This window comes from [Roseibacterium] beibuensis, assembly GCF_039542305.1.
GTDB lineage: Bacteria > Pseudomonadota > Alphaproteobacteria > Rhodobacterales > Rhodobacteraceae > Roseibacterium > Roseibacterium beibuensis.
On record NZ_BAABHW010000002.1, the window covers coordinates 928,178 to 948,711 of the forward strand.

General features: G+C 66.4%; 24 protein-coding genes. 11 read left to right on the top strand and 13 right to left on the bottom strand.

Translation table 11 applies throughout. The features are described from left to right. Positions 1 to 2: 2 nt before the first annotated feature. Genes ABD923_RS11320 through ABD923_RS11340 form a run of 5 tightly spaced genes read right to left on the bottom strand, consistent with a single transcriptional unit; the run spans position 3 to position 2,103 of the window. Entirely contained in the window at positions 3 to 722 is a 720-nt protein-coding gene (locus ABD923_RS11320; RefSeq protein ID WP_259553886.1) for a flagellar hook-basal body complex protein, read from the bottom strand. Positions 723 to 737: 15 nt separating this feature from the next. Next, positions 738 to 1,007: a flagellar biosynthetic protein FliQ gene (locus tag ABD923_RS11325; protein ID WP_259553885.1), complete on the bottom strand. Its 270-nt coding sequence runs from the start codon at positions 1,005 to 1,007 to the stop codon at positions 738 to 740. A gap of 10 nt (positions 1,008 to 1,017) precedes the next feature. Next, positions 1,018 to 1,311, bottom strand: a complete 294-nt coding sequence (gene fliE, locus ABD923_RS11330; protein ID WP_222190356.1) for a flagellar hook-basal body complex protein FliE — start codon at positions 1,309 to 1,311, stop codon at positions 1,018 to 1,020. Between the two features lie 24 nt (positions 1,312 to 1,335). Further along, entirely contained in the window at positions 1,336 to 1,728 is a 393-nt protein-coding gene (gene flgC, locus ABD923_RS11335) for a flagellar basal body rod protein FlgC (protein ID WP_222190355.1), read from the bottom strand. A gap of 18 nt (positions 1,729 to 1,746) precedes the next feature. Continuing rightward, entirely contained in the window at positions 1,747 to 2,103 is a 357-nt protein-coding gene (locus ABD923_RS11340) for a FlgB family protein (RefSeq protein ID WP_259553884.1), read from the bottom strand. Positions 2,104 to 2,210: 107 nt separating this feature from the next. On the opposite strand from ABD923_RS11340, the gene ABD923_RS11345 reads away from it, so the two are divergent. Continuing rightward, a complete protein-coding gene (locus ABD923_RS11345; RefSeq protein WP_259553882.1) occupies positions 2,211 to 3,596 on the top strand; it encodes a FliI/YscN family ATPase in 1,386 nt (461 codons plus the stop codon). A gap of 7 nt (positions 3,597 to 3,603) precedes the next feature. Here ABD923_RS11345 and ABD923_RS11350 read toward each other — a convergent pair whose 3' ends face one another. From ABD923_RS11350 to ABD923_RS11375, 6 genes are all read right to left on the bottom strand, one after another. Next, entirely contained in the window at positions 3,604 to 4,395 is a 792-nt protein-coding gene (locus tag ABD923_RS11350; RefSeq protein ID WP_259553881.1) for a DUF1217 domain-containing protein, read from the bottom strand. Further along, on the bottom strand, positions 4,392 to 4,811 hold the full coding sequence (flbT, locus tag ABD923_RS11355; protein WP_259553880.1) for a flagellar biosynthesis repressor FlbT: 420 nt from the start codon (positions 4,809 to 4,811) through the stop codon (positions 4,392 to 4,394). Before flbT ends, ABD923_RS11350 begins: the two co-directional genes overlap by 4 nt. Beyond that, entirely contained in the window at positions 4,808 to 5,182 is a 375-nt protein-coding gene (flaF, locus tag ABD923_RS11360; protein WP_259553879.1) for a flagellar biosynthesis regulator FlaF, read from the bottom strand. The genes flbT and flaF overlap by 4 nt, the downstream gene beginning before the upstream one ends. A 140-nt stretch (positions 5,183 to 5,322) precedes the next feature. Next, on the bottom strand, positions 5,323 to 6,888 hold the full coding sequence (locus ABD923_RS11365) for a flagellin N-terminal helical domain-containing protein (protein ID WP_259553877.1): 1,566 nt from the start codon (positions 6,886 to 6,888) through the stop codon (positions 5,323 to 5,325). A 226-nt stretch (positions 6,889 to 7,114) separates the two neighbouring features. Further along, positions 7,115 to 7,453, bottom strand: coding sequence for a hypothetical protein (locus ABD923_RS11370; RefSeq protein WP_259553876.1), 339 nt, complete (start codon positions 7,451 to 7,453; stop codon positions 7,115 to 7,117). Then, on the bottom strand, positions 7,450 to 7,752 hold the full coding sequence (locus ABD923_RS11375) for a rod-binding protein (protein WP_259553875.1): 303 nt from the start codon (positions 7,750 to 7,752) through the stop codon (positions 7,450 to 7,452). Before ABD923_RS11375 ends, ABD923_RS11370 begins: the two co-directional genes overlap by 4 nt. 183 nt (positions 7,753 to 7,935) lie before the next feature. Between ABD923_RS11375 and ABD923_RS11380 the strand changes: the two genes are divergently transcribed. After that, complete coding sequence (locus tag ABD923_RS11380; RefSeq protein ID WP_345229473.1) at positions 7,936 to 9,681, top strand: flagellar hook-length control protein FliK; 1,746 nt, start codon at positions 7,936 to 7,938, stop codon at positions 9,679 to 9,681. 16 nt (positions 9,682 to 9,697) lie between these two features. After that, positions 9,698 to 10,366 carry a flagellar hook capping FlgD N-terminal domain-containing protein gene (locus tag ABD923_RS11385; protein WP_345229474.1) on the top strand — a complete coding sequence of 223 codons (669 nt, stop codon included), beginning with the start codon at positions 9,698 to 9,700 and terminating at the stop codon, positions 10,364 to 10,366. A 7-nt stretch (positions 10,367 to 10,373) separates the two neighbouring features. On the opposite strand, the gene ubiB is transcribed toward ABD923_RS11385, so the two are convergent. After that, positions 10,374 to 11,903, bottom strand: coding sequence for a 2-polyprenylphenol 6-hydroxylase (gene ubiB, locus ABD923_RS11390; protein ID WP_259553872.1), 1,530 nt, complete (start codon positions 11,901 to 11,903; stop codon positions 10,374 to 10,376). A gap of 1 nt (position 11,904) precedes the next feature. Further along, positions 11,905 to 12,669, bottom strand: a complete 765-nt coding sequence (gene ubiE, locus ABD923_RS11395) for a bifunctional demethylmenaquinone methyltransferase/2-methoxy-6-polyprenyl-1,4-benzoquinol methylase UbiE (protein WP_259553871.1) — start codon at positions 12,667 to 12,669, stop codon at positions 11,905 to 11,907. A gap of 100 nt (positions 12,670 to 12,769) precedes the next feature. On the opposite strand from ubiE, the gene mutM reads away from it, so the two are divergent. From mutM to ABD923_RS11435, 8 genes are all read left to right on the top strand, one after another. Continuing rightward, the gene (mutM, locus tag ABD923_RS11400; protein ID WP_259553870.1) at positions 12,770 to 13,633 is read left to right on the top strand and encodes a bifunctional DNA-formamidopyrimidine glycosylase/DNA-(apurinic or apyrimidinic site) lyase; all 864 of its coding nucleotides are present in this window, start codon (positions 12,770 to 12,772) and stop codon (positions 13,631 to 13,633) included. Between the two features lie 64 nt (positions 13,634 to 13,697). Beyond that, positions 13,698 to 14,474 carry an enoyl-CoA hydratase gene (locus ABD923_RS11405; protein ID WP_222190320.1) on the top strand — a complete coding sequence of 259 codons (777 nt, stop codon included), beginning with the start codon at positions 13,698 to 13,700 and terminating at the stop codon, positions 14,472 to 14,474. A 185-nt stretch (positions 14,475 to 14,659) separates the two neighbouring features. After that, the gene (gene rpsT, locus ABD923_RS11410; protein ID WP_222190318.1) at positions 14,660 to 14,926 is read left to right on the top strand and encodes a 30S ribosomal protein S20; all 267 of its coding nucleotides are present in this window, start codon (positions 14,660 to 14,662) and stop codon (positions 14,924 to 14,926) included. A 603-nt stretch (positions 14,927 to 15,529) separates the two neighbouring features. Next, positions 15,530 to 17,035 carry a chromosomal replication initiator protein DnaA gene (gene dnaA / locus ABD923_RS11415; RefSeq protein WP_259553869.1) on the top strand — a complete coding sequence of 502 codons (1,506 nt, stop codon included), beginning with the start codon at positions 15,530 to 15,532 and terminating at the stop codon, positions 17,033 to 17,035. Positions 17,036 to 17,169: 134 nt separating this feature from the next. Next, a complete protein-coding gene (gene dnaN / locus ABD923_RS11420; RefSeq protein WP_259553868.1) occupies positions 17,170 to 18,288 on the top strand; it encodes a DNA polymerase III subunit beta in 1,119 nt (372 codons plus the stop codon). Positions 18,289 to 18,367: 79 nt separating this feature from the next. Next, complete coding sequence (gene recF / locus ABD923_RS11425; RefSeq protein ID WP_259553866.1) at positions 18,368 to 19,480, top strand: DNA replication/repair protein RecF; 1,113 nt, start codon at positions 18,368 to 18,370, stop codon at positions 19,478 to 19,480. Between the two features lie 5 nt (positions 19,481 to 19,485). Then, positions 19,486 to 19,911, top strand: coding sequence for a VOC family protein (locus ABD923_RS11430; protein WP_259554052.1), 426 nt, complete (start codon positions 19,486 to 19,488; stop codon positions 19,909 to 19,911). After that, a complete protein-coding gene (locus ABD923_RS11435; RefSeq protein WP_259553865.1) occupies positions 19,908 to 20,534 on the top strand; it encodes a LysE family translocator in 627 nt (208 codons plus the stop codon). The genes ABD923_RS11430 and ABD923_RS11435 overlap by 4 nt, the downstream gene beginning before the upstream one ends.

Consider the following 20,534-nt stretch of genomic DNA (forward strand, 5'->3'; position numbering starts at 1 on the left):
CGTCATCGATTGCCCGCGGTCCGCAGGAATTCACGCAGGCGATTATCCTCGGCATCGAGGAAGGACTGGCCCAGCTCATAGGCGCGCTGCACCTCGATCATGCGGGCGATCTGGCCCACCGGATCGACGTTGGATTGTTCCAGCACCCCTTGCAGAAGGCGCGCGGGCGGGGCGGGTTCGACACCCGAAGGCGCCACGAAAACGACGCCCGCCCGGCGCGTCAGGTCGGTTGGATCGACGGGCTGCCACAGCCCGATCTGGGTCAGCGGCTGCCCATCGGCGGACAGGGTTCCGTCATCGGCCAAGGTGATGGACTCCGCCGTGGCCGGAACGAAGACGGGCGCGCCGCCCCCGTCCAGAAGCAGGTGGCCATCGGGCGTGACCAGTTCGCCCTGGTCCGAGCGGATGAAGCTGCCGGCCCGCGTCAGCGCCTCGCCCTCGGGCGTGTCGACAAGGAAGAACCCCTCGCCCTCGATCGCGAAATCGAAGGTGCCGCCGGTCGTCCTGAGCGCGCCCTGGATGGGCGAGATCGAATGGCCCGTCGCACTGGCCATGGACAGGCTTTCCTCGCCGCGCCCGGTGGCGCGGACATGTTCGGCAAAGATCACGCCCTCGGCCCGGAACCCGGTGGTGGACAGGTTGGCGATATTGTGGGCCACGACCTGCATTTCGCGCATCAGGCCAGATTGACGGGTCAGGGTGACGTATGCGGAATTGTCCATTGCGGCCTCCCCCCCTTACATGCCCGCGATCAGGGGGATCAGCATGTCGTGGAAATAGGCCGTGAGCGTCTGGCTCATGAACCCCATCGACACCCAGAACACCGCGACGATGGCCAGGAGTTTCGGCACGAAGGTCAGCGTCATCTCCTGGATCGAGGTCAGCGCCTGGAACAGGCCCACCGCCACCCCCGAGATCAGCGCCGCCGCAAGGATCGGGGTCGAGGTGATGACCGCCACCCAAAGCCCCTGCCGGAGCGTGTCGAAGAACAGCATTTCATCCATCACGCGCCCCCCGTCAAACTGGCATCCTGAGGATTTCCTGGTAGGCCTCGACCACCCGGTCGCGGATGGTGACCGCCGTTTCCACGGCCAGTTCCGTCTGCGCCAGCGCGGTGACCAGCGAATGCGGATCGGCGCCGGTGGTCATGGCGGCCCGCGCCTGCGCCTCTCCGGTTTGCAGGGTTTCGGCGAAGCCCTCGACGGCCTGGGTAAACGCCTCCCCGGCCGAGGGCTGGGCGGTAGCCTCGGGGCGGAGGGCCGGGCGGGCCTGCCCGTAGGCCTGGGCGGCGAGCGTGTTGCGAACATCCATTCTGGCTGCTCCTTTCTAGGGGTCTCAGCGGCGCAAGAGTTCGTTGAGGGAGGAGGACATCTGCCGGACCTGGTCGAAGACGCGCAGGTTGGCCTCGTAACTGCGCTGCGCCTCGCGCGCGTCGGCCAGTTCGACGACCAGATCCACGTTGGATCCGTCGTAATGCCCCGTATCGTCGGCCAGCGGGTGGCCGGGGTCATAGATCTGCGGCAGATCGGCCCGCGACAGGCGGACGGGGCCGGGTTGCACCGCGCCTTGCGCGGCCTCGGCGCTGCGATCCGGCGCGAAGCTGACCAGCTTGCGGCGATAGCCGGGCGTGTCGGCATTGGCGATGTTCTCCGACACGTGCTGCAAGCGCTGCGCCTGGGCGCGCATCCCGCTTGCGGCGACGGAGAGGGCTGAGCTGAAATCGGTCATTTCATTCCTATACAAGAATTACCGGCGCCCGAGACTGGACCGCAGGATGTTCAGCGCGCTGTCGTAGACGCGGATGGCGCGGTCATGGTCGCGCTGCGCCTCGACCCCGCGGACCATTTCCAGTTCCAGAGAGACCGTGTTGCCATTGGGCGAGGCCGGCGCGTCCACGTCGAAGGTGCGAATGCCGAGGTCGCCGCGCGGGTCGCCGCCCTGAACCTCAAGGCGGCGCAACGCGTCGGCGAAATCGGTGATGTCGCGCGCGCGGTATCCGGGCGTGTCGGCATTGGCGATGTTCTGCGCCACGACCGCCTGCCGCGCGGCGGCATGGCGCGCGCGGGCGGTGGCGAGTTGAAAAATGTCGAGACCGTCAAACATTTTGGGGGTTCTCCCTCATCGGCTACACGGATGCTTAACGGTGATTCCTTTAAAAACGGTTTCAGCGGCGGCCTTTGCCGCGCGATCCGCTCAGAAGGAGCCGAGACTTGACCCTGACCTGTCCAAACCCGCCCGAAACCGACACTGTCTTTGCCCCGCTTCTGGCGCGACTTGGCGCGATCCGCCCCTGCCAGAGCATCGGCCATGTCACCGGGCTAAGCCGCGATCACGTGCGCGTGGCGGGGCTGGACCGGATCGCGGCGCTGGGGGACCGGGTGCGCATCGGCGACAGCATCCCGGGCGAGGTGCTGGCCCTGGAAGAGGGCGCGGCCCGGGTCATGCCCGAAGGCCCGTCCGAGGGGCTGCGCCTGGGTCAGGCTGTCCGGCACCTGGGGCCACAGACCATCGCGCCCGATCTCAGTTGGCTGGGCCGCGTGATCGACCCTGACGGGCAGCCCATGGATGGCCGCCCCCTGTTTCCCGGACCGCGCGCCTGCCCTCTTCTGGCGCCGCCGCCCCCGCCCGCCACACGGCGCGGGCTCGGGGCACGTCTGGAAACCGGGTTTGCCGTGTTCGACACGATGCTGCCCATCGTCCGCGGCCAGCGCGTGGGCCTGTTTGCCGGGTCTGGCGTGGGAAAATCCCGCCTGATCGGGGCATTGGCGCAGGCCATGGCAGCGGATGTGGTGGTGATCGGCTTGATCGGAGAGCGCGGCCGCGAAGTGCGGGATTTCGTGGCCGACGTACTGGGATCTGAGGGGTTGAAGCGCTCGGTGGTGATCGCCGCGACCTCGGACCGCCCGGCCCTGACCCGCGCGCGCGCAGCGTGGACCATGATGGCGGTCGCGGAATATTTCCGCGATCAGGGCCAGCAGGTGCTTGTGCTGGCCGACTCGATCACCCGCTTTGCCGAGGCGCAGCGCGAGGTCGCGGCAGCCGCGGGCGAACCGTTCGGGCCGGGGGGCTTTCCCGCCTCGATGGCGCAAATGGTCATGGCGCTGGCCGAGCGCGCGGGGCCGGGCGGTGCGGGACAGGGTGACATTACGGCGGTCCTGTCGGTGCTGGTCGCGGGCTCGGACCTTGAAGGGCCGGTGGCGGACGTGATGCGCGGGGTTCTGGACGGGCATGTCGTCTTGAACCGCGAGATCGCCGAGCGCGGTCGTTACCCGGCCATTGACCTGCTGGCCTCGGTCTCTCGCGCTTTGCCGGGGGCGGCCAGCGATGTCGAGAACCGGCTGATCGCGCGGGCGCGCCACCTTCTCGGGGCCTATGCGAAGGCCGAGTTGATGGTGCAGGCCGGGCTTTATTCAGCAGGATCGGATCCGATGACCGATGCGGCGGTCGCCGTGTGGGATGACCTCGACGCTTTCATCGGCGCGACCTCCGAGGGTGGCATCCCGGCCAGCTTCTCCCGCCTCGAGGGCATCCTGGCCCTCGCCGAGCGTGGCAAGGATCGGCGCGCCGCCCCTGCGGCCACCGTCGCACCCGGCTGAGGAGGCATCACACCATGGAGGCCAAGAGCGTCATCGCCGCATAGCCCGGCGTCGTCATCGAGGGCCCGTTCGACAGCTGCGCGCGCAAGGTGAAGTTTCGCATCAGGTCTTCGACGCGCGCGGGGTCCGAGAATTGTGCGATTTCCGCGCTGCCAAGCACCCGGCTGGCCGCGTCGCGGAAATCCTCCACCTGGCGGTCGAGATCCAGCGTCGCGATCCCGGATGGCAGGCCCAATGCCGTTTCGAACACGCTCCTGAGCGGCGGCGTCCCCAGGATCGTCAGCCAGGCGGTCGTGTCGCTGACGCCGCTTTCGGCAAGCTCCGGCAGGGCCCGCGCGGCGTTCAGCGCCAGCCGCATGTCGTCATCCTGCTCGCCCACCGCAACCTCGAAGGCTTGCCGGTCGAATTTCGCAAGGATCTTGTCGGCGAAGCCGGGCATCTGCGTCCGCGGCGGCAGCGGGGAACCGAAGCCGAAGGCCTCTGAAAACTCGCGATAGCGCGTATCGGCCAGCTTGTTGGCCAGCGCGTCCTCCTCGACCACGCCATCGGCCAGCACCCGTTCGATGAAGGCGCGGTTGGCCATGTCGTCCTGCAACCCGAAAGCCGAGAGCGCGACCCGGCGCAGGCGATAATCGGCCACCAGTTCGGCGGCCGAGGTGATCGACCCGATCGTCTCGCGGAAATAGGCGCGGTCGCGCGCCTGCACCGGGCTGTCGGCAAAACGGGCGACCTGCGCGTCGAGGCTGGCGGAGAGAAACCGCCAGCCCGCGTAGCCGCCCAAGGGGACGATGGGGGTCACGGGTGCGACCCGCTCGACCGGCCTGCGGCGAGCAGACGCTCTTCGCGTGGCAACAGGCAACGCAGGGCCTTCAGCGCCTGGTAGACCTGATCCTCCAGCAAATGCTCGGTGGCGCGGGACAGTTGCGCCCGGCTGTCGGGGTCCGTGAAGACCTGGCTCAACTGCTCCATCCCGCGCAAAAGCTGCGGCCTGGCCTCGTCAAGCTCGGTATCGCCGGACAGCACCAGTTGCGCGATGTAGCAGACGCGGCGCACGGGCGTCGTCACCTCCTCGGGGTGGATGGCATCGCGCAGCCGCAGGATATGGGCATTCGGCGTGACGATGGCCAGACGGGCGCGGCGGTCGCCATTCTCGATCACCGCACCGTTCACGAGGACCCTTTCCTTGGGGCCCAGTTTCAGAACAAGCCCGCTCATGCTGCCTCCGTGATGCCGGAGAGGCCACGCATGACGGCCGTGTTGATGTCGATCAGGGCGGCCAGGGCATCGGTCTGGCGCAAGGCCTGCCCGCTTTGCAGCAGGGAGAACTCGGCGAGGTAGAGAAGCTGCGCGCGCAGCGATTGCGGCAAGGCGTTCTCGGGATCGGCCAGGTCGGTGGCCAAAAGCGTCCAGAGGCGCCGGTTTTCATGCACTGCAGCGGCGCGCGTCGCCATGTCGCGCGGGTTTTCCGCGGCACGGGACAGGCGGGCGGTGACGGATTGGAAGGCGGCGTATTCGGTGCCGCGCGGGGTGCGCACCGGCTGGGACGCGGCGGCATAGGCGGTTCGGGCGAGCGATGTGGCGGTCACGGGAGGAACTCCTTGGGCGGGCGCCGCTGCTGCCGGGGCCGATTCGGATGGCACGGCGAGGCGGGGCAGCGACCGGCATGACAGGTGTCGGGCGGATCTCAGGAACGGACGGGGCGGCACGCCGCCCCGTCCCCGTCAGGTCAGCGGAACAGCGACAGGATGTTCTGCGGCGCCTGGTTCGCGATCGACAGCGATTGCGTCGCCAACTGCTGCTGCACCTGAAGCGCCTGCAACCGGGCCGAGGCCTCTTCCATGTCGGCATCCACGAGGGTGCCGATGCCCGCAGTCAGCGAGTCCATCAGCTTCGAGACGAAATTCGATTGCGTCTCGATCCGCCCCTCGGCAGAGCCGAAGGATGCGGCCGCGTCGATCGAGGTCTGGATCAGCGTTTCGATATTGTCGAGCGCCGAATCGGCGCCGGCATTTGTCGTCACGTCGATCGCATCCAGGCCGAACAATCCGCCCGAGGCCGTCCCGCCATCCATCGCGGCGGTCGTCAGGCCAAGGTCGGAGCCGGAATTGTCGATCTTCAGGCTAACCGCGCCATCGTCGGCAATTTCGACCTTGGTGGTCACGCCCTCGATCCCCGCCGAATCGATGGCGGTCTTCAGACCGCGCGCCACGTCTTCGAAGGTTTCGCCCTTGCCGGCGGTGTAGAAATAGGCCTCTCCGCCGATCGAGGCCTGATAGCTGTTGCCCTCGGCCACGGTGGCGCCGCTGGTGAAGAATACCTCCTCGGCGCGCTGGCTGATCGAGGCCGTCTCGGTCGTGGTGTTGCCGGTGGGCGCGCCGTTGACCGCCTGGATAAAGGCGTTGCCGTCCCCGCCCGAGACGGTGTCGGTGATGTTGACATCGAGCGACTCGAACGCCCGGGTCGAGGTGACGACGATCTGGTTCGTGGCATTGGACGCGAAGGTCACATCCTCGAGGTCCAGCGCCTGCAGGCTGAGCAGCAGCGCATCGCGCGCGTTCGTCTCGCTCTGGTCATCGGCCGCGGCAGTGTAGGTCACGTTCTGGCCTGCGACCGAGATCGTGGTGCTGTCGCCGGTGTCCCACCCGTTGGTCTGGGCGAACTCGATCACGGCGGTGTTGCCGGTGGCCGACAGGGTTGCGCCGCCATAGGTCGACCCGCCCGTGGCCGCATCGAGGATCTGCCCCGACAGGTCCGTACCACCGGTGCCGACGCCGTTGGTGCCAACGCTGCTGGTCAGGTCCTGGCGCGCCACGGTGATGTTGCTGGCCGAGATATCCCCGCTGGACGACCGGTCGAGCGACGACAGCACGTTCACATCCTCGGTGCCTTGCACGAGGTTCAGGCCGTTGAATTGCGCCGCGCCCACGACCGAACTGATCTGGTCGCGCAAGGCGTCGATATCGGTCTGGATCTTGGCGCGGTCGACATTCTCTTCCTGCGCGGCGACGATCTTGCCCTTCACCTCGGTCAGCAGGTCGGTCACCGTTTCGGCCGCGTTGCGGGCCACCGCCACGGTCGATTCCCCCAGGCTGAGGCTTTCCGAGATCGCCTGGAACCCCTTCACATCGGATTCCATCACTTTGGAAATGGCCCACACCGCCGAGTTATCGCGCGCAGAAGCCACGGACTTGCCGGTCGAAATCTCGGACTGGGTTTGTTGCAGGTTCGAATTCACCGATTTCAGGGTTTGCAACGCCACCATGGCGCTGGTGTTCGTCAGAATGCTGGACATGTCGTCCCTTTCACTAGCTTTTTTCCGGGCGCCGTTTTCGCGCCATACCGATCCGGGGCGGCGACGCCCCACGAAATGTCGTTCTGACCACTGCAACCCTTCATGCCGGGTCACGCCACCCGCTTTGGGTGCCCGAATACCCTACGTTCAAAGGCTTGAATGAAGTGTTAGGACGGGCCGGAAACTGCATGGGTTTTGCTGCGAATTTTAGCGGCCGCGGTCGCAATCAGCGTCTTGAGAGGGTTCGACCCGGGGCAGCCGCGACATTGCTGCGGCGGCCATACGCGTCATAGGTGGACAGGGAGACGTCCCGCCGCGCGCCCATATCGCTGCGTGCCCGGGCCAGCCCGGCCTGCGCGGCGCGAATCAGGTCGGCCGTCCGCGCGGCCTCCTGCCGGACAAGCATCAGCGCGTCGCGGTCGATGGGTGGCCCGAGGTTCGACAGCGCCCGCTCCAGCCGTGCGCCGATCCGGTCCAATCCGCCATAATCCCCGGACCGAAGCGCCGTGCGCTGCGCCGAGAGCAGGTCGCGCACCACGGCGAGGGTGTCTGCCCCACGGCTCATGTCGCGTCGCCCGCCCGCTCCACCAGGGAGTTGAAAAGCGATTCGGCCAGTCCGATCCCCCCGCGCGCGGCAAGGGCGCGGGCCTGTTCATCCCGCAGCATGGAGGCGAACTGGTCTTCGCCCACACCGCCGCTGAACCCGCCCCGCGGCGCGCCGAGACCGGCATGTTTCAGCATTTCCGACAGGAACGCAGCCTCCAGGTTCTGCGCCACCGCCCGGAGATCCGACAGGTCGCGTCGCCCCGGTGACAGGGCATCGGTCGGCGTTGGCGCAACGGCAGGTGTGGGGGTCAGGGTCATCCGAAAGCTCGCATTGTGCGCGTTTTGTCCAGCATGACGCGCAGGCGTAAAGAATTCGTAAGGAGATCTGTGAGACTCTGCCCCGGTCATTCTGGAACGGATCGCCAAATGCAGACTCTCCCTCCCCTTGGTTCGACCGGGTATGGGCCCACGACGGGGGCCCCGCGCAGTCCTGAAAGTGCCATGGCATCAGGGGCGGGCGACGCCGAGTTCGCGGTCATGCTGGCGGAAGGGGACATACCCTGTGGCCCGGAGATCGACGTCACTGTGAACGATCGCCAAGGTCCCCGAATCACGGTTCCGTTCCGCGCGAACGGGCAGCCGGGGGAGGAGGACGACCCGGTCTTGCCGATGGACGGCCAGCCTGGGCCAGAGGCAGGTCGCCCCGTGGTGCCGGACAACCCGACCGGCAGAGTATTGGCCGACTGGGCACAGGATTGGCCAGAGGCATGGGACGATTCCCCGGCGCTGTCGGACGACACCGGGTCAGCGGTGAACGCGCCGGTCGGCATGGCGATGCAAGCGGGGGGCGATGTGCTTTCGCGACGAGAGTCGCCCATAACCACACCACCCGGCACTTCGGCAGATACGCCAAATGGCGCGAATGGCGCGCTCACGCAGGGTCGCGTGCTTTCGCATGAACAGGCCGTGCAATCGCGGCCTGGCGTCAGTGTCGCGCCACCATCGGACGAAGCTGCATCGGACAGCGCCCGGCCTCTCGGTGGCCCCGGTCCAGCGGGTATCGAGGTCGCCCCGTCCAAAGGTCTCGGGACCGCACGAGACCTGGCCGATATGCCCCGGCCCAATCTCACCGAAGCGGTGATTGCCCGGAAGTCCGCCCATGGGCGGCTTGGCCCGTCCATCGCCGAGCCCTTGGTCCCGCGCCATGGTATCGGGCGTGACGGCACGGTGCCCCCTGCGGCGGCGGGTGCGCCCGGTGTGCCGACCGGATCCGCCCCGGATGTGGCGGTCATGCGCGTGGACACCAAGGCAACGCCCGCGCCCGAGTCGGCGACCGATGCCCAACCGGTTCGGCCTGGCGCGGCCCCCAGTGTACAATTTAAGCCGCCAAGCGACCGTGCGAGTGGCACCGCGCCCACGTCGCCGCCTAAGCCCGAGGCCTTGCCGTCCTTACCCCAAGACGAAAGGCCTGCGGGTCTACATGCCGAGATGCCCGGGTCAGGCACCCGCGTGAAACTCGGGTCCGCGAACGCGCTGGCCGCACCACCCAAGCTGAACGCAGCGGGCGACGAAGCCGCCCTGACCGGGCATGACCGCACCGAGCATCGGGGGCCGACCGGCAGGGCCCGCGAGGACCGCATCCAACCCTTGCGCCTCGACACCGCTCCCTCCGCCGATGCCATGAAAGGCACCGGCGTGGATAAGGCCGCGACCGGCCCCAGCGGGGCCAGTGCGGAAGGGGCGAATGGAGGTGAGCCTATCCCGCCAACTCCTCCGGCCATGTCTGCGCCCCCGGTCGCCATGCCGACCGGATCGGCCCAGACACCTGCGGCGGGGCTGCCCCCCATGCCTGTCGCCCAGCAGATTTCCCTTGCGATCAGCACCGCCGAACAGGCGCGCGAGACACCGTTGGACCTGGCCCTTGATCCGCCCGAACTGGGCCGTGTCCGGTTGAGCGTCAGCGAGCAGGGCGGAACCCTCACGCTGGCGATCACGGCGGACCGGCCGGAAACGGTCGAGTTGATGCGGCGGCACCTCGATGTGCTGCAGCAGGAAGCAAGCCGCCTTGGGCTCGACGCCCTGCAGGTGCGCCTGTCACAGGGGGGGCAACCCGGCCACGATGGCAATGGGGCGCGGCCCCAGACCGGCGACACTGGCCTTGCTCCGCACGGCACCGACGAAACGGACCCACACCCACACCATGACCCGCAGCGCGCCCATGACGGTGCCCTCGATCTGCGGCTTTGACCGATCAAGGAGATAGATGATGGAGATCTACCCGACCACGGCGACGCAATCGGCCTCGGGCCTGACCGCATCGGCCACCGACAGCACCGTCCTCAGCGCGGATTTCCAGACCTTCCTGCAACTGCTGACCACGCAGATGCGCAACCAGGATCCGTTGAACCCGATGGAATCGACCGAATACGCCACGCAGCTCGCCACCTTTTCCGGGGTCGAACAGCAGGTGCTGACCAATGACCTGCTGGCGGAATTGCAGATCGGCCTCGGGACGCTGGGCATGGGGGAGCTTGGCGGCTGGATCGGGATGGAGGCGCGGGCCGAAATGCCCGTCTATTTCGAAGGCCAATCCGTGACGCTTCAGGCCGCCCCGAACCAACTGGCCGACCGCACCGAACTGATCGTGCGCGACCAGTCGGGCGAGGTGGTGCAACGCCTGCCCATCCCGCTGTCGGATCAACCCTTCGAATGGACGGGCGAGGGACTGGACGGCAGCACCCTGCCCGAGGGGATCTACAGCTTCTCGGTCGAAAGCTGGCTGGGCGAAGACCTGCTGGACGAACGCAACGTCATGGTCCGGGCCGAGATCGAAGAGGCGCAACTGGTCGATGGCGCGGTCTGGCTGACCGTGGAAGGGGGGCTCTCCATACCGGCGGAATCCGTCCTCGGGCTGCGCGCGCCGGATGCGTGACCGCGCCCTAGAAGAGCGCGATCACCGCGATGATACCCGCCCCGGCGGCAGACCCGGCCAACGCATAGCCAATCCGTTCCGGCCAGGGGTTCTTGCGCTCGGGCGGTTTGGGATTGGCCTGCGCCAGCAGGGCCGCCTCGGCCAGGTTGGGCAAGCGCGGACCGAACCGCGCCAGCACGCGGGCGGTGTGGAACAGGTCGCGCGCCACGGCCTTGGGGCCGACATTGTCACGGATGTATTCCTCGACCACCGGCTGGGCGACCGTCCAGATGTTGACATCCGGGTTCAGCGAACGCGAGACGCCCTCGACCACGACCATGGTGCGCTGCAACAGGATCAGCTCGGTCCGCGTTTCCATCCCGAAACGCTCGGTCACCTCGAAGAGATAGGCGAGCAACCGGCCCATCGAGATCTTGGAGGCCTCCATCCCGAAGATCGGCTCGCCGACCGAGCGCAGGGCCTGGGCGAACTCGCCCACGTCGCGGTCGGAGGGCACGTAGCCGGCCTCGAAATGCACCTCGGCCACGCGGCGGTAATCCTTGCGGATAAAGCCCATCAGGATCTCGGCATAGACGCGGCGCGTGTATTCGTCGATCCGCCCCATGATGCCGAAATCCAGCGCCACGATATCGCCGTTCGGCGCGACCTTGAGGTTGCCGTGATGCATGTCGGCATGGAAGAACCCGTCGCGCAGCGCGTGGCGCAGGAACATCTGCAACACCCGCGTGCCAAGCTCGCGCCGGTCGTGCCCGGCGGCGTCGATGGCATCGAGATCGCTGAGCGTAATGCCATTGGCCCAGGCCAGCGTCATCATCCGCCGCGAGGAGAGGAACCATTCGACCGCCGGCACCTCGAACCCGTCATCCTTGGCCGTGTTGGCGGCGAATTCCCCCGCGGCCGAGGCTTCGATCCGCAGGTCCAGTTCCTGCATCACGACGCCTTCGAAATGGCGGATCACGTCGCGCGGTTTCAAACGCCGCGATGATGGCGAGAGCGCTTCGACGAACCAGGCGATCAGGTAGAACGCGTCGATATCCTTTCGGAACGCGCGTTCGATTCCGGGGCGCAGCACCTTGACCGCAACATCCTGCCCGGTCTCCAGCAGCCGCGCGCGGTGCACCTGCGCGATCGAGGCTGCGGCGACCGGCTCGGAGAACTCGGAAAAGATCGTGTCGACCGGGCGCTCCATCTCGTGGGCGATGACGCGCTTGGCCTCGTGCCGGGAAAAGGGCGGCAGCTTGTCCTGCAGCACCTGCAACTCCTTGGCGAGGTCCGTGCCCACCACGTCGGGGCGGGTCGAAAGGATCTGCCCGAACTTGATATAGGCCGGGCCCAGCGCGTTCAGCGCGCGCGGCACGGGCGGCAAGGACGGGTCGCCACGAAGGCCGAGGAAGGCAAAGGGCCAGCCAAGCACGCGGGCCGCGATACGCACCGAACGCGGTGCCTCCATCGCTTCGAGAACGGCGCCCATGGCCCCGGTCCGTTCGAAGGTGGCGCCGGTTCGGACCAGGCGCCAGATGTTATGCGGTCCCTTCACGTCAGATCTTCCAGCCCGAATGCAGCGCCGCGATCCCGAAGGAGAGGTTGCGGTATTTCACCTGGCTGAACCCGGCGTCGCGGATCATGTTGGCGAACGTATCCTGGTCCGGGAACTTGCGGATGGATTCGACAAGGTACTGGTAGCTGTCACGATCATTCGCGATCAGCTGCCCCATGCGCGGGATCACGTTGAAGGAATAGAGGTCGTAAAGCTTCTGCATGCCTTCGTTCGGCAGTTGGCTGAACTCCAGCACCATCAGCCGCCCGCCGGGTTTCAGCACGCGATAGGCCTCGGACAGGGCATCGGGGATGCGGGTGACGTTCCGGATGCCGAAGCTGATCGTGTAACGGTCGAAGGTGTTGTCCTCGAAGGGCAGCGCCATGGCATCGCCCACGATCCAGTCCAGCTTGTCCGACTGGCGCTGCGCCTCGGCGCGCTTCTGCCCTTCCAGCAGCATCGACTCGGTCATGTCGAGCACGGTGCATTGCGCCATCGGCGCGCGTTCAAGGAAGCGGAAGGCGATATCGCCGGTGCCGCCCGCCACGTCCAACAGGTGCTGCCCGTCGCGTGGCGTCAGCCAATCCATCATCGCATCCTTCCAGATGCGGTGGATGCCGACGCTCATCACGTCGTTCATGATGTCGTATTTCGAGGCGACGTTGGTAAAGACGCCATGGACCAGCCCCGCCTTCTCCCGCTCATCCACGGTCTTGAAACCGAAATGGGTGGTGGTGCCGTCGGGGTTCATCGTGTCATCGGTCATGGGGGCTTGTGCTCCGGCTTTGGTCGGGCCTCTTATACGCGGCGCTTGCGGGGCCGCAACGCGGCGTTACATCCCGGTCAGACCACAAGGAAAGCCCGATTTGCCCGAACTTCCAGAAGTCGAGACAGTGCGTCGCGGATTGGCCCCCGTTCTGGAGGGCGCGCGCATCGCCACAGCCGAGGTGCGCCGCCCCGATCTGCGCTGGCCCTTCCCCGAACGGATGGCCGAGCGCCTGACCGGGGCGCGGGTCGACCGCCTGCGCCGCAGGTCGAAATATATCCTGGCCGATCTCGACAGCGGCGAAACGCTGATCGTGCACCTGGGCATGTCGGGCCGGATGCTGATCACCGGCGATGGCGCGGCCGGGATGCCGGGCGCCTTCGCCCATGACCACGGGCAGATCGGCAAGCATGACCATGTCGTCCTGACAACGGAGGCGGGCGCGCGCATCACCTTCAACGACGCCCGCCGCTTCGGCGCGATGGACCTGGTGGAAACGGACAGGGCCGACGCGCATTGGCTGTTGGCCGGGCTTGGACCCGAGCCGTTGGGCAATGCGTTCAACGAAGGCTACCTGGCCGAGAAGTTCGCGGGCAAACGCACCCCGGTCAAATCGGCGCTTCTGGATCAGCGGATCGTGGCGGGGCTGGGCAATATCTATGTCTGCGAAGCGCTCTGGCGATCCGGCATTTCGCCCCTGCGCCATGCTGGCCGCATTTCGAAGCCGCGCATCGGGCGACTCGTGCCCGCGATCCGCGATGTTCTGTCCGAGGCAATAGATGCCGGTGGGTCATCCTTGCGCGACTACCGCCAGGCCGATGGCGACCTGGGATATTTTCAACACAGGTTTGCGGTCTATGGTCGCGAGGGAGAGCCCTGCCAAACCCCCGGATGTACAGGAAAAATAAGGCGAAAAGTGCAATCGGGGCGGTCCAGCTTCTATTGCGCGACCTGTCAAAGATAGCTTGAACCTTCCGGCCCCGATGCTAACCCTGCGCTTCGGAATGAAGCAGCCGGGGACCCGATGCATGGCCTATGAGACCCTCATCGTCGAGATCGAAGACCATATCGCGCTGATCAAGCTGAACCGCCCAGACGCGCTGAACGCGTTGAACACGCAGCTCCTGAACGAACTGTCCAAGGCGTTGCGCGCGGCGGAAGAGAACGAAAAGGTCCGCTGTGTCGTCCTGACCGGCTCGGAAAAGGCCTTCGCCGCCGGGGCCGACATCAAGGAGATGTCGGAAAAGACCTTCGTCGATGCCTTCACCGACGACCTGTTCGGGCGCGAGACGCAGGAAATGCTGCGCTGTCGCAAGCCGATCATCGCCGCCGTGTCGGGCTACGCGCTGGGCGGCGGCTGCGAGTTGGCTATGATGTGCGATTTCATCATCGCCTCGGACACCGCCAAGTTCGGCCAGCCCGAGATCAACCTCGGCGTGGTCGCGGGCATTGGCGGCACGCAACGCCTGACCCGCTTCGTGGGCAAGTCCAAGTCGATGGACATGCACCTGACCGGCCGGTTCATGACCGCCGAGGAAGCCGAACGCTCGGGCCTTGTCAGCCGCGTGGTGCCCGCCAAGAAGCTGATGGAAGAGGCGATGGGCGCCGCCGCCAAGATCGCCGAGAAATCCGCCCTGACCGCCATGGCCGTGAAAGAAGCGGTGAACCGCGCCTACGAGGTCCCGCTGAACGAGGGGCTTTTGTTCGAACGCCGCCTGTTCCACGCGCTTTTCGCGACCGAAGACCAGAAGGAAGGCATGGAAGCGTTCCTCGAAAAGCGCGAGGCGCAGTTCCGCGACAAGTGACCCGGCAGGCCCCCGGTCCATTGGGGGCTTCCCTTTCGTGGCGAATTCGCCTATCTGCCGCGCCAGACATGCGTGTGAGGCCCGCCTAGGCCAGAATCGCCCGGTATCGAACCCGGGGTCGGGTCTTCCCGCGCAGAACTGTATTGAACCGGTCTGCCACAGGCCCGAGACGAGAGAGACACACCATGGCAAATTCGCCCCAAGCCAAGAAGCGCGCCCGCCAGAACGAGCGCCGCTTTGCCGTCAACAAAGCCCGCCGTTCGCGCATCCGCACCTACCTGCGCCGCGTCGAGGAAGCCATCGCCTCCGGCGACCAGGCCGCCGCCCAGGCCGCCCTTCGCGCCGCCCAGCCCGAGATCATGCGCGGGGTTACCAAAGGGGTGTTGCACAAGAACACCGCATCCCGGAAAATCTCGCGTCTTTCGTCGCGCGTGAAGGCCATGAGCGCCTGATCCGGCATCCATATTAGCCTTGTTATAAAGGCGCTCTGGCAACAGGGCGCCTTTTTTCGTTCTGAAAAATCCATTGCCGCACAAGGCGCTAAATCGGCCTGCGAGATTCGTTTTCGAATAGGTCCAGAGTCAAGCGCGAAGATATGTTGCGAGGGCTCTGCGACTCCCGCTAGCTTCATCTGGCGATTCAGACGCCTGGGGGGCGGATGGAGCGACGACAGGACGATCAAACGGGTTCTTCGAACCAGCGCCGCGGGGACAGGGTCGGCGAGGGTTCAGCCAGCGCAAACCGCGCGGAAGATCCATAGTCCTGGGGAAGAGGGGCCTGATTTATGATGTCGGGTGACTGCACACGGCCTTCGGGTTGCGTCTCCTCTTTTCGTCGCTCGAATCCGACGCCGGTACATGAAAAGGGTGAGTGGAAGAGTGCCGATCAGCGGGCCGACCGCTGTCTTCGGACCGTCTTCTTGATGCCATTTTCATCAGCCATCCCTTCCTTTGGAGGGGTGTGTCCGGGTCGCCCCACGGGGCGCAACACCGTGGGATAAAGCGAAAAAAACGGTTGGCTGGCAGGCGACCATAAAAAGACGAGGACAAATGACCATGACGAATGAAACTTGGGGGCAGGTGCGAGGCGAGCTGCTGAAGTCCATCGGGAAGAACAACTTCTCCGCCTGGATCGAGCCGATCACCTTCGACTGTCTCGAGGACCGCACCGCCAAGTTTCACGCGCCCACCAGCTTCATCGGGTCCTGGGTCTCGCAGAATTTCGGTGATCTGATCCTGCGCCACCTCGCCTCGGCCGGTATGGGGGTTGATCGCGTCGAGATTTCCGTGGGCAAGCCAGCGCCGGCGCCCGCGCCCGCCAATACCGCGACCACGCCTGCCGAAGACCTCGCGCCGCGCGCCATGGAACTGGAAGATGCCGCTCCTGCCGCGGTCGATTACGTCGATGGTCATGACGCCGAGATTGCCCCGGTTGCCGCCAGCGCCCCGCGCCGCGCCCCGTCCGCGCCCGTGGCCCAGCCGCGTCCGGTGGCCGCCCAGGCCAATGGCCATGACGATGATCTGCCGGGCGCGCAGTTGAACCCGAATTTCACCTTCGACAACTTCGTCGTCGGCAAACCCAACGAGCTGGCCCATGCCGCCGCGCGCCGCGTGGGCGAAGGGCGCGACGTCACCTTCAACCCGCTTTTCCTTTATGGCGGCGTGGGTCTTGGCAAGACGCACCTGATGCACGCCATCGCGTGGAAGTTGCGCGCTAACCTGCCCGAGTCGCGTATCCTTTACCTCTCGGCGGAGCAGTTCATGTATCGCTTCGTCCGCGCCCTGCGCGAGCAGGACACGCTGGGCTTCAAGCAGATGTTCCGCTCGGTCGACGTGCTGATGGTCGATGACGTGCAGTTCATCGCAGGCAAACGCTCGACGCAGGAAGAATTCTTCCACACGTTCAACGCGCTGGTCGAAATGGGCAAGCAGATCGTCATCTCGGGCGACCGCGCGCCCGTCGACATGGAAGAGCTGGACACGCGGATCGCCTCGCGGCTGCAATGCGGCCTTGTCGTGGACCTGCACCCGACCGATTACGAGCTGCGCCTTGGCGTCTTGCAGCACAAGGCCGAGCGTATGCGCGCGCGCAATCCCAACATTGCCATCGCGCCCGGCGTGCTGGAGTTCATCGCGCAGAAAGTCTCCTCGAATGTCCGCGTGCTGGAAGGGGCGCTGACCCGTCTCTTCGCCTTCGCCGATCTGGTGCAGAAGGACATCACGATGGAGATGACGCAGGATTGCCTCTCGGACATCCTGCGCTCGACCGACCGCAAGGTCACGATGGACGAGATCATCAAGAAGACCTGCGAATACTACAACATTCGCCAGGCCGACATGATGAGCGCCAACCGTGCCCGTGCCATCGCCCGTCCGCGCCAGGTGGCCATGTTTCTGTGCAAGAAGCTGACAACCCGCTCGCTGCCCGAGATCGGGCGCAAGTTCGGGGGCCGCGATCACACCACGATCCTTTATGGCGTGCGCAAGATCGAGGAACTGATGCAGGTCGACAGCCAGATCGCCGAGGATGCCGAGATTCTGCGCCGCGCGCTGGAAGCCTGAATTCACCTTCGGGACACGATTTCTGGGCATCGGGGATTGACGCGCGCCGCGCTGTCGCGAAACTCCGTGAAAACACTTGTGCTTGCGGGGCGTGAGAGTAGTCTCACAGCCCCGCGATCTGTCGGAGCCAGGGCATGAAACTCTCCATCGAGCGCGCCACGCTGCTGCGCGCTGTTTCTCAGGCGCAATCGGTCGTCGAGCGTCGTAACACCATCCCGATCCTCGCCAACGTGCTGATCGAGGCAGAGGGCGATACGGTCAGCTTCCGCGCGACCGACCTCGATATCGAGGTGGTCGACCGCGCCCCGGCGCAGGTGGAACGCGCAGGCGCGACCACCGTGTCTGCCGTGACGCTGCACGAGATCGTGCGCAAACTGCCCGACGGTGCGCTGGTCAGCCTGACCGAGGATGGCGCGGCGGGCCGCCTGACCGTGCAGGCCGGGCGCTCGACCTTCCAGCTGGCGACACTGCCGCGCGAAGATTTCCCGGTGATGACGGCAACCGAGTACAACGCCAATTTCTCCTGCGCGGCGCCGGTTCTGCGGCGCCTCTTCGACAAGTCGAAATTCGCCATCTCGACCGAGGAAACGCGCTATTACCTGAACGGTGTCTATTTCCACGTGTCCGAGGGCGAAAACGGTCCCGTGTTGCGCGCCGTGGCCACCGATGGCCATCGCCTTGCGCGGATCGACGCCCCCCTGCCCGAGGGCGCACAAGAGATGCCCGGCGTGATCGTGCCCCGCAAGACGGTGGGCGAGTTGCGCAAGCTGCTGGATGATGACGAGGCGCAGATCGCGGTGTCGGTGTCCGAAACCAAGATCCGCTTCGCCACGCCCGAGATCACGCTGACCTCAAAGGTCATCGACGGTACTTTCCCCGACTACACGCGCGTGATTCCCATGGGCAACACCCGCCTGATGGAAGTGGATGCCAGCGATTTCGCCAAGGCGGTGGACCGTGTGGCGACCGTGTCGTCGGAACGCTCGCGCGCGGTGAAGATGCAGCTCGACGAGGATCGGCTGGTCTTGTCGGTGAACGCGCCCGATGCGGGCAATGCCGAGGAAGAACTGGCCGTGGCCTATGGCGACGAGAAGCTCGAGATCGGGTTCAACGCGAAATACCTGCTGGAAATCGCCAGCCAGGTCGATCGCGAGAACGCGGTATTCCTGTTCTCCTCGCCTGCCGAGCCGACGCTGATGCGCGAAGGGTCCGACACCTCGGCGATCTATGTCGTGATGCCGATGCGGGTGTGACCGGGAAACGGAAATCTCGAGATTTCCGACCCGGAAAACTCGAGTTTTCCGCATCGTTTTCCTGCAGGAAAACGCGCCCATGACACCCTACATCGCCAATCTTTCCCTGTCGCATTTCCGCAGCCATCGGCGCACGCGGCTGGGGTTCGATGGCCGGCCCGTCGCGCTTTATGGGCCGAACGGCGCGGGCAAGACCAACCTGATCGAGGCGGTGTCGCTTCTGTCGCCCGGGCGTGGCCTGCGCCGCGCCGCCGCCGAGGAGATCATCCGCCGCCCCGAGGCCATCGGCTGGAAGATCGCCGCCACCATCGAGGGCCCTGGCCTTGGCCACGAGGTCGAGATCACCGCGGAACCGGGCCAACCCCGCAGCTTGATGCTCGACGGAAAATCCGCCCCGCAACTGGCCCTGGCCCGGCTGATCCGCATCGTCTGGCTTGTGCCCGCGCAGGACCGGCTCTGGATCGAGGGGGCCGAGGGGCGGCGCCGGTTTCTCGACCGCATGACGCTGAGCTTCCTGCCCGATCATGGCGAGGCGGTGCTGACCTACGAGAAATCCATGCGCGAACGAAACCGCCTGCTGAAGGATGACGTGCGCGACCCGGGCTGGTACCGCGCGCTGGAACGCCAGATGGCCGAGGCCGGCAGCCGTATGGTGGAAAACCGGGCCGAGGCGCTGTCGCGCCTGTCCGCCGCGCAGGATGACACGGCCACCGCCTTTCCCGCCGCCGATCTCTCCCTGATCGAGGTCGAGGGCACGCCCGCGCCCGGCCCCGATGCCCTGGCCGACGCGCTTGCGGCCAGCCGCCCGCGCGACCTTTCTGCCGGGCGCACGCTGATCGGGCCGCATCGCAGCGACCTCGCCGCCACCTACCGCGCCAAGGACATGGCCGCCGCGCAATGTTCTACCGGTGAACAGAAGGCGCTGCTGATCTCTCTGATCCTCGCCAATGCCCGCGCGCTGAAGGCCGAGACCGGGGCCGCGCCGCTGGTTCTACTGGACGAGGTCGCCGCCCATCTCGACGCGGGCCGCCGCGCCGCGCTGTTCGACGAGATCTGCGCCCTTGGCGCACAGGCGTGGATGACGGGCACCGGGCCGGAACTGTTTGCGGAACTCGGGGATCGCGCGCAGCATGTCGCGGTTGAGGAACAGGGCGGTGAAAGCCTCGCCCGGATCGAGGAGCCAAGCCCATGACCGACCTGCCCGTGAACCGCGTCACCATGATCACGCTGGGCGTGCACGATATCGGACGATCCCGCGGCTTTTACGGCGCGCTGGGGTGGGAAGAGACGCGCGCCATGGACGGCGTCGTGTTCTACCAGATGGGCGGCATGGTCCTGTCGCTCTTCCGCCTTGGCCCGCTGGCCGCCGATCAGGGCCGACCGGGGGCCGAGTTGGGCATGGGCGCGGTCACGCTGGCCCAGAATTTCCGCGACACGTCCGAGGTGGATGCCGGTTTTGCCCGTGCCCTCGATGCCGGTGCAACCGCGTTGAAGGCCCCGGCGGAAACCTTCTGGGGCGGATACTCGGGCTATTTTGCCGATCCCGACGGGCATGTCTGGGAACTGGCCTACAACCCGCATTGGTCGCTCGACGACAGCGGGCGCACGGTCATCCCGGAATGACACTGTCCCTTTCGCAGCTGTTTCTTTACGCCAGCGCGCTTTTCGTCCTGTTCCTGATCCCCGGGCCGGTCTGGCTGGCGACCGCGGCGCGGACGCTGGCCCATGGCTGGCTGGCCGCGATCCCGCTGATCCTGGGCGTGGCCTTGGGCGATATGCTCTGGTCTCTGCTGGCCGTGCTGGGCCTGTCCTGGATCGTCGCCGCCTACCCGTGGATCATGGAGGCGCTGCGCTGGGTCGCGGTGGGGGTGTTCGCGCTGATGGGCTGGCTTCTCATCCGGCACGCCGACGCACCCGTCTCGGGCGACAGCCGCCTCAACCGGCCCGGTGCGTTGGCCGGGTTTCTTGCCGGCCTCGTCGCGATCCTCGCCAATCCCAAGGCGATCCTGTTCTATGCCGGGATGCTGCCGGGCTTTTTCGACCTGACCGGCGTCACCCGTGCCGACATCATCGTGATCGCCGCAATCTCGATGGGTGTGCCGATGGTCGGCAACACCGGCTTCGCCCTTCTGGTCGATATCGCGCGGCGCCGGTTTTCCAGCCCGGAGCGCCTCGCGCGGATCAATCGCGTGGCCGGGGCGCTCCTGATCCTCGTGGCTGTGGTGATCGCCCTGCCGAGCCCCTAA